Origin of the sequence: Streptomyces sp. NPDC048718 (genome assembly GCF_043198875.1) — a bacterium.
Lineage (GTDB): Bacteria > Actinomycetota > Actinomycetes > Streptomycetales > Streptomycetaceae > Streptomyces.
Window position 1 is genome coordinate 171,973 of the sequence record NZ_JBICVG010000013.1, and the last position, 14,021, is coordinate 185,993.

General features: G+C 73.5%; 12 protein-coding genes. 9 read left to right on the forward strand and 3 right to left on the reverse strand.

What is annotated here, in order from left to right:
* Window positions 1-260: 260 nt before the first annotated feature.
* Complete coding sequence (locus tag ACGFRB_RS24350; protein WP_393245890.1) at window positions 261-1,355, forward strand: acyl-CoA desaturase; 1,095 nt, start codon at window positions 261-263, stop codon at window positions 1,353-1,355.
* Window positions 1,356-1,429: 74 nt separating this feature from the next.
* Here the strand turns inward: ACGFRB_RS24350 and ACGFRB_RS24355 are convergent, their stop codons facing one another.
* The 3 genes from ACGFRB_RS24355 to ACGFRB_RS24365 all read right to left on the reverse strand — a co-directional run bounded on the left by ACGFRB_RS24355 (window position 1,430) and on the right by ACGFRB_RS24365 (window position 4,665).
* Window positions 1,430-2,797, reverse strand: coding sequence for a tannase/feruloyl esterase family alpha/beta hydrolase (locus ACGFRB_RS24355; protein WP_393246001.1), 1,368 nt, complete (start codon window positions 2,795-2,797; stop codon window positions 1,430-1,432).
* A 161-nt stretch (window positions 2,798-2,958) separates the two neighbouring features.
* Window positions 2,959-3,816, reverse strand: a complete 858-nt coding sequence (locus ACGFRB_RS24360) for a hypothetical protein (RefSeq protein WP_393246003.1) — start codon at window positions 3,814-3,816, stop codon at window positions 2,959-2,961.
* Window positions 3,817-4,062: 246 nt separating this feature from the next.
* The gene (locus tag ACGFRB_RS24365; protein ID WP_363010662.1) at window positions 4,063-4,665 is read right to left on the reverse strand and encodes a methyltransferase domain-containing protein; all 603 of its coding nucleotides are present in this window, start codon (window positions 4,663-4,665) and stop codon (window positions 4,063-4,065) included.
* A gap of 213 nt (window positions 4,666-4,878) precedes the next feature.
* On the opposite strand from ACGFRB_RS24365, the gene ACGFRB_RS24370 reads away from it, so the two are divergent.
* The 8 genes from ACGFRB_RS24370 (at window position 4,879) to ACGFRB_RS24405 (ending at window position 13,991) form a co-directional block, all read left to right on the forward strand.
* On the forward strand, window positions 4,879-5,787 hold the full coding sequence (locus tag ACGFRB_RS24370) for an MHYT domain-containing protein (protein WP_393245892.1): 909 nt from the start codon (window positions 4,879-4,881) through the stop codon (window positions 5,785-5,787).
* A 194-nt stretch (window positions 5,788-5,981) separates the two neighbouring features.
* Window positions 5,982-8,795, forward strand: a complete 2,814-nt coding sequence (locus ACGFRB_RS24375) for a nitrate- and nitrite sensing domain-containing protein (RefSeq protein WP_393245894.1) — start codon at window positions 5,982-5,984, stop codon at window positions 8,793-8,795.
* Window positions 8,792-9,226 carry a roadblock/LC7 domain-containing protein gene (locus tag ACGFRB_RS24380; RefSeq protein WP_393245896.1) on the forward strand — a complete coding sequence of 145 codons (435 nt, stop codon included), beginning with the start codon at window positions 8,792-8,794 and terminating at the stop codon, window positions 9,224-9,226. Before ACGFRB_RS24375 ends, ACGFRB_RS24380 begins: the two co-directional genes overlap by 4 nt.
* Before the next feature lie 18 nt (window positions 9,227-9,244).
* Window positions 9,245-9,661 carry a DUF742 domain-containing protein gene (locus ACGFRB_RS24385; protein WP_393245898.1) on the forward strand — a complete coding sequence of 139 codons (417 nt, stop codon included), beginning with the start codon at window positions 9,245-9,247 and terminating at the stop codon, window positions 9,659-9,661.
* Window positions 9,642-10,256, forward strand: coding sequence for an ATP/GTP-binding protein (locus tag ACGFRB_RS24390; protein ID WP_393245900.1), 615 nt, complete (start codon window positions 9,642-9,644; stop codon window positions 10,254-10,256). The genes ACGFRB_RS24385 and ACGFRB_RS24390 overlap by 20 nt, the downstream gene beginning before the upstream one ends.
* Window positions 10,257-10,387: 131 nt before the next feature.
* Window positions 10,388-10,804 carry a roadblock/LC7 domain-containing protein gene (locus ACGFRB_RS24395; RefSeq protein WP_363010674.1) on the forward strand — a complete coding sequence of 139 codons (417 nt, stop codon included), beginning with the start codon at window positions 10,388-10,390 and terminating at the stop codon, window positions 10,802-10,804.
* A 479-nt stretch (window positions 10,805-11,283) separates the two neighbouring features.
* Entirely contained in the window at window positions 11,284-12,393 is a 1,110-nt protein-coding gene (locus ACGFRB_RS24400) for a DUF6397 family protein (protein WP_393245902.1), read from the forward strand.
* 50 nt (window positions 12,394-12,443) lie between these two features.
* Complete coding sequence (locus ACGFRB_RS24405) at window positions 12,444-13,991, forward strand: ATP-dependent DNA ligase (protein ID WP_393245904.1); 1,548 nt, start codon at window positions 12,444-12,446, stop codon at window positions 13,989-13,991.
* Window positions 13,992-14,021 lie beyond the last annotated feature (30 nt).

The following is a 14,021-nucleotide window of genomic DNA, read 5'->3' on the forward strand; positions in this document are numbered from 1 at the left end:
CCTTGAAGTGTGAGCCAGGTCGCAGACGGACCGGGGACGGTCCGCGGAGACGCTCGCGAGCGCGGCGGTGGAGGCGGAAGCAGGGACGGGGGGTGGGGAAGGCCCCACCCCCGGTCCCCAGAGGCCCCCCGACTTCGTCCGGGTGGTGCCGTCATGGCCCCCGGCACCCTCTGATCCGTACGTTTCCGGAAGCCGACGCGAACCGTGTGACGGCCCCTCTCGCCCCACAGGCGCTCGCCCCTTCCCGCTCGGAGACTCCCATGCCCCAGCCCGCCGCCACCGCACTCGCGTCACGTGCCCCGGACCGTCCCCCTCGCCCTCACCCCCGCACCGGCAGCGAGTTCACGCCCCTGCTGCGCACCATCAAGGAACAGGGACTCCTCGCCCACCGCCCCGGCTGGTACGCCCGGGACATCGCGGCCGGCCTCCTCGGCATCGCCGCCGTGATCACCGCGCTCGCCCTCATCGGCCCGTCCTGGTGGACGCTGCTCCTCGCCCTCCCGCTCGCGCTCCTCTCCGCCCGCGCCGCCTTCATCGGCCACGACGCCGGCCACGCCCAGATCAGCGGAAACCGCAGGCTCGGCCGGGCCGTCCAGCTCGTCCACGCCAACCTGCTCCTCGGCATGAGCCGCGAATGGTGGAACGACAAGCACAACCGCCACCACGCCCACCCCAACCATCTCGACAAGGACCCGGACGTCGCCGCCGACGTCCTCGTCTTCGCCGCCCACCAGGCCGCCACCCGCACCGGCCTGCGCCGCTTCCTCACCCGCCACCAGGCCTGGCTCTTCTTCCCGCTGACCACCCTGGAGGCCATCGCCCTCAAGGTGTACGGGGTCCAAGCCCTGTTCTCCCGCACCGGTCCGTGCCGCACCCGCCACGAACGCCTCGTCGAGGGCGCCCTGCTCCTCGCCCACCTCGCCGGATACGCCACCCTGCTCCTGAGCCTGCTGACCCCGCTCCAGGCCCTCGTCTTCGCCCTCCTGCACCAGATGCTGCTCGGCGTCCACCTCGGTCTGGCCTTCGCCCCCAACCACAAGGGCATGGACCGCCCCGACGCCCATCCGGACGGGGACTCCTGGGGACATCTGCGCCGTCAGGTCCTCACCTCCCGCAACATCCGCGGCGGCGTGGTCACCGACTGGTTCCTCGGCGGTCTCAACTACCAGATCGAGCACCACCTCTTCCCCAGCATGCCGCGGCCGCACCTGCGCCTCGCCCGGCCCGCCGTCCGCGCTCACTGCCGGGCGCTCGGACTCCCGTACACCGAGACCGGGTTCGTCGACTCCTACCGGCAGGCACTCGGGCATCTGCACGAGGTCGGCGCGCCGCTGCGGGCCGGGGAGGCCGCGTAGGACCGGGGGGTCGGCACGGAGAGGGGGACCAGCCCGCCGGTCGTGCCGAGCGCCGCCCCGGCGCCCCGTCCTTCTCAGAGCAGTGCGCAGGAGTTGACCACGTCACCGCTCGCGGGCCGCTCGATCACCCGGTCGGCGGGCGGTGCGACATCCGCCTCCACCCACTGCCGCAGCGCCGTGAACGCCGAGCGGTAGCAGGGCAGGATCGGCCGCAGCCGGTCGGGGTACGTGTCGTAGAGACCGTCGACGTGCGTCCCGTCCTGCACGGTGTAGTAGCGGTGCATGCGACCCCGGCCGCGGTCGTCGATCATCCGCGCGTACACGTCCGAGTCCGTGGTGATCGGCAGCAGGGTGTCCAGATCGCCGTGCAGCGTGATCAGCGGCTTGCCGATCCGCCCGGTGAGCGCCACCTTCGCCACCGCCTTCCGCACCGAAGCGGGCCGCTTCGCGTAGTCGTACCCGGCGTCCGAGGCGCACGGCGCGAAGATCTGCTCCACCGTCGAACCGGCCGTCGTGCCGGGGCAGTCGCGGTCGTACGAGGGGTCGAACTCGGCCCGGAAGATCTTCTGGGTCAGCCCCCAGTACGCCTTCTCGTGGTACGGCCACAGGAACCGCGAGCCGGGCGCGAAGCCCGCCCGGAGCAGGTCGTCGTCGGTGGCCCGGCCCAGCCGGCGGGCGACGGTCACCGGTAGACTGGTGAGCAGATTGGGGCCGTCGGTGGTCCACAGGACGCCCTCCCAGTCGACACCGCCGTCGTAGAGCTCGGGCCGGTTCTCCAGCTGCCAGCGGGTCAGGTAGCCGGCGTTGGAGACGCCCGTCATGTACGTGCGCCGCGGGCCGCTGCCGTACCGCTGCCGCACGGCCTGCTTGGCCGCCTTCGTCAGCTCGGTCACCCGGCTGTTCCACTCGGCCACCGCGCCGCCCGGCTCGCGCCCGTCGGTGAAGAAGTCGGGGCCGCTGTTGCCCTTGTCGGTGGCGGCGTACGCGAAGCCCTGTGCGAGGACCTCGTCGGAGACGACCGTGTCGGTGGAGTACTGGCGACGGGTGCCGGGGGCGCCGGTCACGACGAGGCCGCCGTTCCAGCGGTCGGGCAGCCGGATCACGAACTGGGCGTCATGTGCCCAGCCGTGGGTGGCGTTGAGCCGGGAGTCGTCGGGGAAGTAGCCGTCGATCTGGATCCCGGGGACGCCCGACGGGTTGACGGTGTCCTTCGCCGACAGGCCGGCCTGGTCGGACATGTCCGTGTACGGAGTACCCGCGAGCCCCGCCGTCGTCAGATCCGGCAGACACGCCGCCTCCTGGTGCTGGGCCCCGGGGACCCGGAGCCGGTCCTGGCGGGCGCAGTGACCGCCGTCGTGCGCTCCGGCGGGGGAGACGGGGCCGAGGACGGTGAGACCCGTCAGCAGGGCGGCGAGCAGGGGTACGCCTCGGGAAGGGCGCAGGCGCATGGTGGGCCTTTCGGTGGGACGACGGTACGGACGGCGCGCGCGGGGCGCACGCCGGTGCGCGCCGAGGAGGCGCGCCGCCACATCCTGCGGGGCGCCCCGTTCACCGGCCATGGGGCCGCACCACACGTCGCGAGCGCGCGCCATGTGGGACACGCTCAGATGGGTCGCTCCGCCATCGCGGCGAGCGCCTCCAGCAGTGCCGGGAGCCGCGGACCGCGGGTCACCGGCAGCACCTCGCGCGGCGCTTCGTCCAGGAGGACGAAGGCCATGTCGTCGGTGCGCGCCACGAACGACCAGCCCGGGCCGTCGGCCCGCAGCAGCCGCGCGTCGCCGTCAGCGAAGACGGACCGGATCCGCCCGGCGGGCGGCGGCTCCTCGACGTACCCGCCCAGCTCCTCCAGGACCCGGCGGACCGTGCCGCCCGGGCCGGGGGAGCCGGGGGAGTCGTTCCCGGTGACACCGTCCGTCCCGGCCGGGGTCTCCTCTCCGGCCCGCGCGTTCTCCGTGCCGTCCGGGCCCATTTTGCCGCGCCACTCGCTCCACCGCAGCGCCACCGTGTCGGCGCCCAGGCGGCGTTGTGCCGGTCCCCATGTACCGCCGTCCGGCGGGGTGAGCGGAGGCGGCGATCCCTCCTCCGGGGCCGGGTCGTGCGGGGCGGGAAGCCCGGGGGCACGGGTGGCGACGGCGAGCGGCCAGCCCGGCAGCGCTTGGACCACGGACCTTTCGTCGGGCGAGAGGTCGTACTCCATGCCGCAGTCCCAGGACGCGATGGCGACGGCGACCAGGGACACATCGTCGACGACCACGGTCCACCGGGCGCCCGCGCCGTCCTGCCCGAGGACCAGGCCGTACCCGTCTGCCCACGGTTCCAGTCCGAGCGCCGCGCAGGACTGCGGGTAGTCGTCACCGAGCACGGTGGGGAACCGTGCCGGTGTGAGCAGGGCCGCCGTCAGGACGAACAGCTCGCCGTCATCGCCGCCGTCGGCACCGGAGCCGTCGGCGACACCGTTCACGGCGGATTCCGGTTCACCCACGTCGGCCTCCCCTTCTGGTCGTCGGCGCACCCTAACCAGTGGGTAACCCGCCCGTCGAGAGGTGCCCCGGGATCTCCTCCGGGAAACGCCCCCGACCATGCGGTCGGCGCGACAGGCGTCGCCCGCGTGACACGGGTCGTGTCCGTGACGCGGGTCGTGCTCGTGGGGCGGGTCGTGCCCGCGACGAGGTGCGGGCACACGCCGGACGCGACCGCGGGCGGTCCGTCACCCCGCCCCGCGTACGGCGAGTACCAGATAGCACGCGTCCTCGTCCACGTAGGAACGCATCTCCCAGCCCGAACCGGCCAGCAGGGGCCGGAGGTTCGGCTCGGCCCGCAGATCGTCGTCGGTGATCCGCCGCCCGTGGCGGGCGGCGAGGGCGGCCCGCCCCACGGGATGGAAGAGCGCGAGGCACCCGCCGGGCCGGACCACCCGCGCCAGTTCGCCGAGGCCCAGGGCCGGGTCGGAGAGGTGGGAGATCAGCCCGGCGCCGAACACGGCGTCCAGCGCGCCGTCGCGCAGCGGCAGCCGGTTCACGTCCGCGAGGAGCAGTGTTCCGTCCCGGTCGCGGTTCCGACGGGTGGCCTCGGCGAGCATCTCGGGCGTCAGATCCGCTCCGATCACCGTGCCCGTCGGCCCGACCGCCGCACGCAGGGGCGGCAGTGCCCGGCCCGTACCGCAGCCGGCGTCGAGGACCGCGTCGCCCGGACGGAGTCCGAGTCCGGCGACAGCGGCGGCATAGGCCGGGCCGTCGTCGGGGAACTTGTCGTCCCAGCCTGCGGCGCGGGCGCCGAAGAACTCCCGTACATGTGTGGGGTCATCGCTCATGTGCCTCATGATCCCGGATCCATGGCTCCCTCCTCCGTGTGATTCCGGAGAAGTCGGAGAAGAGAACATGCTTGTTCCCCCTGGAAGGATGAGCGATCTGCGCACACGTTCGACATTGCCTTGATCGTTCATGAACATTGCTCTGTCATATTCCAACCGGTTTCGAAATGCGCCCCCGACGCGACCCCGACCCCGCACTAGCGTCCCCGAGTCATGGGACACCTGGACCACGCCACCTACGGCTGGCTGACCCCCGTGCTGTCGTACGCGATGGCCTGCGCCGGCGCCGCCCTCGCGCTGCGCTGCACCGTACGGGCACTGGAAGCGACCGGCCGCTCGCGCCGCAACTGGCTGCTCACCGCGGCCTCCGCCAACGGCACCGGCATCTGGACAATGCACTTCGTCGCCATGCTCGGCTTCGGCGTCACCGGCACCGACATCCGCTACGACGTACCCCTGACCCTCCTCAGCCTCGTCGTCGCCATGACGGTCGTCGGCGCCGGCGTCTTCGTCGTGGGATACGGAAGGGACCGGAGCCGATCGCTTCTGATCGGCGGCCTCACGACCGGCGTCGGCGTGGCGAGCATGCACTACATGGGCATGGCCGCGCTCCGGCTGCACGGACAGGTGACCTACGACCCGACCCTCGTCGCCCTCTCCGTCGTCTGCGCGGTCGCGGCGGCCACCGCCGCCCTGTGGGCCGCCCTCAACATCCACCGGCCCACCGCCGTGGCCGTCGCCGCGGCGGTCATGGGAGCCGCCGTCAGCAGCATGCACTACACCGGCATGTTCGCCGTCTCCATCGACGTCGCCCCGTCCACCGCGCCCCTGCCCGGAGCCGGCGCCATGCAGTTCGTCTTCCCGCTGGCCGTCGGTCTCGGCTCCTACCTCTTCATCACCTCCGCCTTCGTCGCCCTCTCCCCGACGGCGAGGGAACGCGCCGCCTACGCCTTCGCCGAGCGCCTGACCGAACCGGACGAACGCGCCGTCGACGTGGCACCCCCCGGCTTCCGCCCCGGCCCCGCCCCCTACCCCGCGCCGACCCGGCCCCACGCCCACGCCGCCGCCCACCTGTCGGGCCCGGTACATGGCCCCGCGGACACCTGTGACGCACCGCTCTGAGACTCCAAGAGCACGCCCACCCCCGCTTCCCGGCCCTTCCCCTCCGGCCGATACCCGCCCACCCCTGACCGCTCTCCACCTCCGGCCGCTCTCCGTCCCCCTCCCCCTCCCGCTCCCCGCCCGGCGTCGTCCCGCCGACGCCCGTCCTGGCGGACCCGCCCCCCCCGGGTCCGTGACCGAAGGAACCAGCAACCATGCGCCCTCCCCGCAGATCCCCGGACGACGCATCCCCCGCGCATCCGCCGCGGCACGTCCGAGGACGCCGCGCCCACGCGGGGCCGCCCGCCGACGAACCCGCCCCGCACGAACGCACCCCCGACTCCGCCCCCACCCACCTGCCCGGTCCCGTTCCCACCCCCGAACACACCCCCGTTCCCACGGTGGCCCCGGATCCGGCGACCCGGCCCGAGCCCCGCCGCCCCTACCGGCTGCGGGCCGCGGGACCGCGCACCGTCCGCGCCAAGATCGTCTCGCTTCTCATGGTCCCGGTCGTCTCGCTCCTCGCCCTGTGGGGCTTCGCCACCGTCACCACCGCCCAGGACATCGCCGGTCTCCGGCGCCTCCAGTCCGCCGACAGCGACATCCGGCAGCCCGTCGTCCAGGCCATTCACGCCCTTCAGGACGAACGCCGGGCCGCCGTCCGCCAGGCCGCGGCCCCGAGCACCGGGCGCGCCGCCGAGCTCGGGGAGCGCGCCCGCGCCACCGACGCCGCCGTCGCCCGCCTCCGCATCGACGACCGGCACACCGTCGGCGACAGCGGCGGACTGCCCGCCGACGTCTCCACCCGCGTCGCCGGCTTCGTCGGCCGGGCCACGAGCCTCGCCCGGCCGCGCGCCGACGCCGCCGCGGGCCGCGCCGACCGGGACCGGGTCTACGAGACGTACACCGGAGCCATCACGGCCGGATTCGCCGTCGGCGGCGCCCTCGCCGGAATCGAGGACACCGACGCCGGCCCCGACGCGCGCGTACTGCTCGAACTCGGCCGCGCCGGCGAGATGCTCGCCCGCGAGGACGCCCTGCTCGGCTCCGCCCGGCTCACCGGACGGCTCCCCGACCGGCAGTTGCGCGAACTGAGCGGAGCCGTCGAGACCCGCCGCACCCTCACCGACTCCGCCACCGCCGACCTGCCCGCCGCGCAGCGCGCCGCGTGGCAGCGGATCACCGCACAGCCCCTCTACCGGCGGCTCGCCGGTGCCGAGGACCGCACCCTCGCCGCCGCACCCGGCCGGTCCGCCGCCGAGGCCGTCACCGCCGCCGACTGGGACACCCTCCACACCTTCGTGCGCGACGGCCTCAGAAGTGTCGAGCGGGACGGCCACACCGCCGCCGCGGACCGCCACGATCCCCTCGGCGCGGGCATGCTCAGCCCCGGCGGTGCCGCCGTCCTGCTCGGCCTGCTGGCCGTCGCCGCCTCCCTCGCCGTCTCCGTACGCGTCGGCCGAGGCCTCGTCGTCGAACTCGTCGGCCTCCGCAACACCGCCCTCGCGATCGCCCGCCGTGAACTCCCCTCCGCCATGCGCCGCCTGCGCGCGGGCGAGAACATCGACGTACGGGCCGAAGCACCGCCGAAACCCGCCCCGCACGACGAGATCGGCCAGGTCGGCGAAGCCCTCACCAGCGTCCACCGGGCGGCCCTGTCGGCGGCCGTCGAACGCGCCGAACTCGCCGACGGGATCTCCGGCGTCTTCGTCAACCTCGCCCGCCGCAGCCAGGTCCTGGTCCACCGCCAGCTCACCCTGCTCGACAGCATGGAACGCCGCGCCGACGACCCCGGCGAACTGGGAGACCTGTTCCGGCTCGACCACCTCACCACCCGCATGCGCCGCCACGCCGAGAGTCTCATCATCCTCTCGGGCGCCGCGCCCGGCCGGGCCTGGCGCACGCCCGTCCCCCTCACCAGCGTCGTCCGCGCCGCGGTCTCCGAAATCGAGGACTACGCGCGCGTGGAGATACGACGCCTCCCCGAAACAGCCGTCTCCGGAGCCGCCGTCGCAGACCTCACCCACCTCCTCGCCGAACTCGTCGAGAACGCCGCCCAGTTCTCCCCGCCCCACACCAAGGTCCGGATCAGCGGCGAACCCGTGGGCAACGGCTACGCCCTGGAGATCGAGGACCGGGGACTCGGCATGGGCAAGGGGAGCCTCGACGAGGCCAACGCGCGCATCGCCCGGTCCGAGGCCCTCGACCTCTTCGACAGCGACCGGCTCGGCCTGTTCGTCGTCAGCCGGCTCTCCGCGCGGCACGCTGTCAAGGTGCACCTGCGCCCCTCTCCGTACGGCGGGACCACCGCCGTCGTCCTGCTCCCGACCGAGCTGCTGCAAAGCGCCCCTCCCGTCGGGCATATGCCCGCATCAGAGCCGGACGAGGCGGCCAGGACCCCGGAGCACACGCCGCTCGCACCGTCCACTGCCACCCCCACGGGGGCCGACGTCCGTACACCCCCGTGGCCGCCCCGGATTCCCGTGCCGACCGCGCCCGCCGAAGAGCCGGCGGGTGTCGCCCCCGGACCCCGGCCGTCCGCCGTGACCAGCCTGCGCCGACGCCCCCGGGGACTGCCGGCGGCCCCACCGGCTCCTGATGTCGTGAAGGCGGCCATGCACGTCGGTGGAGACGGGGACACGACCAGAGGCGCGGGCGGGCCCGGGGGCGACGACGGAGACCTGCCGCGGCGGGTACGGCAGGCCAGCCTCGTACCCCAGTTGCGCACGGCGCCTCACGCCCCCGCCTCCGCCGGGGGCCCAGCCGGCGCACCGCCGCCGGCCGGAGCTCCCACCGGCCCGGCCGACCGCACCCCCGAGCAGGTCCGGGCCCGGATGTCCGCCTATCACGACGGCTGGCGCCGGGGCGGTGGACGGCGACCCGGAACACCGGCCCCCACGCCACCCGGGGCCCCGAACCCCGCGGACCCGACCCCGGTCCCCGGCTTCGGTTCGTACCAGCCCCGTACACCCGGCATGTCGGCCATCGGCACGCCCGCCGACCCCGGAAGGGAAGGAGACCACGCATGATCGACCACAAGAGGACGTCCCGCCGCCGCTCCGGAGAGCTCGACTGGCTCCTGGACGACCTCGTCACCCGCGTCCGCGAGGTCCGCCACACCGTCGTGCTCTCCGACGACGGTCTCGCCGTCGGCGCTTCCAGCGCGCTCAGCCGCGAGGACGCCGAGCACCTGGCCGCGATCGCCTCCGGATTCCACTCCCTCGCCAAGGGCGCGGGACGCCAGTTCCACACCGGAGGCGTGCGCCAGACCATGGTCGAGATGGACGACGGCTTCCTCTTCGTCGCCGCCGCCGGCGACGGCTCCTGCCTCGCCGTGCTCAGCGGGCCCGACGCCGACATCGGTCTCATCGCCTACGAGATGGCCCGCCTGGTGAAACGGGTCGGCGAACACCTGTACACCCCGCCGCGGCTCACCGTGCCCCCACCGGCCGCCGGCTGACCGGAGAACAGACCCCCTATGAACGAGGACAGCACCGGCCCGGCCCCGGCCGCGCCGGGCAGTCAGTGGTTCGACGCCGAGGCCGGGCCGCTCGTCCGGCCGTACGCCATGACCGGCGGCCGCACCGAACCCGGCCCCAGCGACGTGCGGTTCGACCTGATCGCGCTCGTGGCCGCCGAAGACCACCCGCCGGACCGGGCCGACGAGGCCCTGCTCGGTCCCGAACACCGCATCCTGCTCCAGCTCTGCCGGGACGAGAGACAGTCGGTCGCCGAACTCTCCGCCGACGCCGACCTTCCCGTCGGCGTCGTCCGGGTCCTGCTCGGCGACCTCCTCGAAGCGGGACTCGTGAAGGTCGGCAGACCCGTGCCGCCCGCGCAGCTCCCCGACGAACGGATCCTGAGAGAAGTCATCAATGGTCTACGAGCGCTCTGAGAACGACCTGTCGGGCGACGGGGACGAGCCCGACCTCGCCCTGAAGATCCTGGTCGCCGGCGGATTCGGGGTGGGCAAGACGACCCTGGTCGGCTCGGTCAGCGAGATCCGCCCGCTGCGGACCGAGGAACGGCTCAGCAGGGCCGGGGAGTCGGTCGACGACACCGGGGGAGTCGACCGGAAGACCACCACGACCGTCGCCATGGACTTCGGCCGCATCACCATCCGCTCCGGACTCTCCGTGTACCTCTTCGGGACCCCCGGACAGGACCGCTTCTGGTTCCTGTGGGACGACCTGTCGCAGGGCGCGCTCGGTGCCGTCGTCCTCGCCGACACCCGGCGGCTGGAGGACAGCTTCCCGGCGGTCGACTACTTCGAGCACCGGGGCATCCCCTTCGTCGTGGCCGTCAACTGCTTCACCGGCGCGCGGCGGTACGGGGTGGACGACGTCTCACGCGCCCTGGACCTGGACCGGGGCACCCCGGTCGTGCTCTGCGACGCGCGGGTCAGGGACTCGGGGAAGGACGTCCTCGTCCGGCTCGTCGAGCACGCGGGGCGGATGCACGCCGCACGGCTGCTGGAGACGGTGGGGTGACGTCCGACACGTCAGGGGACGACAGAAGCTTGCCCTGCCCACCACAGTGGGTAAGGCTTGCGGTACACACGCAACATGAGGTCACGCGAGGCCGCGGACGGGGCACGCGGGGCCACAGGGGGAGGACCGACATGGCTCTGGACCGAGGGCTCGACTGGCTGCTCGACGACCTGACCCGCCGGGTCGCGGCGATACGGCACGCGCTGGTGCTGTCGAACGACGGACTGGTGACCGGCGCGAGCGACGGACTCGAACGGGAGGACGCCGAGCACCTGGCCGCGGTCTCCTCCGGACTGCACAGCCTGGCCAGGGGCTCCGGCCGCCACTTCAGGGCGGGCCGGGCCCGGCAGACGATGGTCGAATTCGACGAGGCCCTGCTCTTCGTGACGGCGGCGGGGGAGGGCAGCTGTCTGTGCGTGCTCAGCGACGCGGAGGCCGATGTCGGCCTGGTCGCCTATGAGATGACATTGCTGGTCAACCGGGTGGGAGAGCACCTCGGGGTGTCCGCTCGACAGCTCGACGGGAGGGATGGAATGGGCGGCGTCTGAGAGTTGTCCACAGGGCGTGCGAGTGTCGTCACTTTGCGTTACAGTCATCACTGAGAGTGTTCGAGCTGAACGCTGTACGGGGGAGGACTGTCCGTATGACCACGAAAGAGACGACAGGGCGCACGCCGGGGCTCGCCATCCCAGGCGCCCGAGCCGCCCGAGCCGCCCGAGGTGACCTCGCGGAAGGCGGCACGACAGCCGCGGGAGCGACCGGTGCGGGGTACGAGCGGGGGCGTGCGGCAGGCGGACCGCTCACCGGGCGCCCGCGCTCACTGCCCATGCTTGCCGGACCCGCGGCCGCCACTGCCGGTGACCGGGCAGTGGCGGCCGCGACCGAAGCCGGGCCGCCACGCGCCGGATCCGGGCCCGGAGTCGCATGCTGGCCCGGATTCGGATCCGGAGCCGGGCCCAGGTCCGGATCCAAGTCCGGAGCCGGGGCCGAGTCCGTGCTGGATGACGACCCGGGAGCCAGGCTCGGCGTGACGGTGACACCGGGCCGAGCCGCGCGTGAACTGGAGCTGAAGCGGGACGAGTTCGAGTTCGCCGCTCTGACCGGCATCATCCGAACCGTGCCGGCCACCGGGCCCGCCGCCTCGGAGGGGCCTGTCGACGTGGCCCGGCGTCGCGTCGCGCGCACCGAGATCGAACGGCTCCGCTCGGCCGGCGATTTCCCGGACGGGCTGCGCGAGCGCGTCCGGTGCGTGGGCGTGACCGAGGGAGCCCGGCTGCTGCCGGCCACCCCGCACCGCTTTGCCCGGCTCGCCCGGACCGGGCACTTCAGTCCCGTGCGCTTCTACGTCAACCGTTACCGCGCCGTCGTCTGGCTCTATCCGGTCGCCGAACTCAGGGAGTTCGCCCGCGACAACGCCGGACTGCTGACCGGCCGGCTTCCGGCGGGTGTCCGCGACCGGGAAGACGAGAACATCGACTGGCGCCCGCGTAACTGGCGGGCCCGACGGCTCGACCTGCTCCTCAGGACGAACGACGATCCGTGGGCGCGCGTGGCCGCCATCGCGTCCCTGCTGGATCCGGCGCAGCTGGCGGAGATCGTCGACGATCCCTTCGAACGGGCCTATCTGGACCGGTTCCGGCCCAGGCCCCCGGCCTGGCGGCCGACCTCCCCCACGGCCAGGGAGATCGCGGACCGGATCCTGCTCGCCGACGACCCCGACGAGATTCTCTGGCACCGGCTGAGTCTCGTCCTCGCCCTGGACCACGCTCGCGCCCACCGTGAGGCTCCACGCCCGGGCGCCCCGGCGCCGACCCTCTTGCGCCTGCCTGTTCCGGCTCGTCCGGTGGCCGCGTGGCCCGATCCCGACAAGCCCGTCCACGCGGCACGGACCTCCACAAGCCCGGCCACGGCTCCGGCCACGACCTCGGCCCCGGGATCGACTTCGTCAGCGTCTGTGCCGGAGACGGCGACGGCTGCGCGGCCACCCGGCCTGCTGTCACCCGCTGCGAGGGCCGGACGCGGACCCGCCGCACCCGGACGGCCGCCGGCCATGGAGCGGCCTATGGGCCGTCGGGTCAGGCGGAGTCTGTTCGAACGACTGCGGGGGCGGAGGGAGACGAGCCCCTCCGGTGGGTGAGGAGTACCGGCCGGGGTGCGGGGGCGGCACGGCGCGGGCACGATGGGCGCATGCTTCTTGCCCGGGTCGCGGAGGTGTCCGGCGAGGTCGCCGCCACATCCGCGCGGTCGCGGAAGACCGGGCTGCTCGCGGAGCTGTTCGCGCGGGCCGAGCCCGAGCAGAGCGCGCTGGCCATCTCCTATCTCTCAGGGCGGATTCCGCAGGGGCGGATCGGCATCGGCTGGAGCGTCCTGAAGGAGGTCCTGCCCCCGGCCGTTTCACCGGCGGATACTCCGAGGCTCACCCTGTCGGACGTGGACGAGGCCATGGCCGAGCTGGCCGGGGTCGTCGGCGCGGGCGCACAGAGCCGGCGGCGGGAAAGGGTGCGGAAGCTCTTCGCCGCCGCGACCCTGCCGGAACAGGAGTTCCTGATCCGGTTGCTCACCGGTGAGCTTCGCCAAGGAGCCCTGGACGCCGTCGCGCTCGAAGGCGTCGCCCGTGCCGCCGGGGTGGGCTCCGGAGAACTGCGGCGTGCCGTGATGCTCGACGGGTCGCTGCCCCGTGTCGCACAGGCCGTACTCAGGGAAGGAGGAGATGCCCTCGACCGGTTCACGCTCCGGGTCGGCAGTCCCGTCCTGCCGATGCTTGCCCATACAGCGAGCAGTGTCACCGGCGCGGTCGCGAACCTCGGACCGTGTGCCGTCGAGGAAAAGCTCGACGGGATCCGGATCCAGGTGCACCGGCGGGGTGAGGAGGTCCGGGTCTACACCCGGTCCCTCGACGACATCACCGACCGGCTGCCCGAGGTGGTCGCCCTGGCCCGGGAGATCTCCGGCGACATGTTCGTCCTCGACGGCGAAGCCATCGCCGTCGACCCGGTGACGGGCCGGCCGGTGTCCTTCCAGGACATCGCCTCTCGGGTCGGCTCGCGCGTCGATGTGGACGCGGCGCGGACGGCCCGGCCCCTGTCACCCGTCTTCTTCGACGTACTCGCTTCGGAGGGGCGGCCGCTGGTGGACCGGCCGGGTCACGAGCGGCACGCCGTGCTCGCGCGGCTGCTGCCCGAACCGCTGAGGGTACGCCGCACCGTCGTCGCCGACCCGGCGGACGCGATGGCGGTGGGGGCGGCGGAGACGTTCTACCGTGACACGCTCGCCCGAGGCCACGAGGGCGTCCTGGTCAAGGCGCTCGCCGCGCCGTACATCGCCGGCCGGCGGGGCCGCACCTGGCTCAAGGTGAAACCTGTCCACACCCTCGACCTCGTGGTCCTCGCCGCCGAATGGGGGCATGGGCGGCGCACGGGGCTGCTGTCCAACCTGCATCTGGGCGCCCGCACGGTTGACGGGACGTTCGTGATGCTGGGTAAGACCTTCAAGGGTCTGACCGACGCCATGCTGCGCTGGCAGACCGAACGTCTCGGCGAGCTCGCCGAGAAGGACGACGGCTTCACCGTCCGGGTCCGGCCCGAGCTCGTCGTGGAGATCGCCTACGACGGCCTTCAGCGCTCACCGCGCTACCCGGCCGGAGTGACGCTCCGCTTCGCCCGTGTCCTGCGCCACCGGCCGGACAAACCGGCCACCGAGGCGGACACCCTGGACACGGTCCTGGCGAGAGCCTGAACCAGGGGCAGGAAAGAAGAAAGGGGGAGG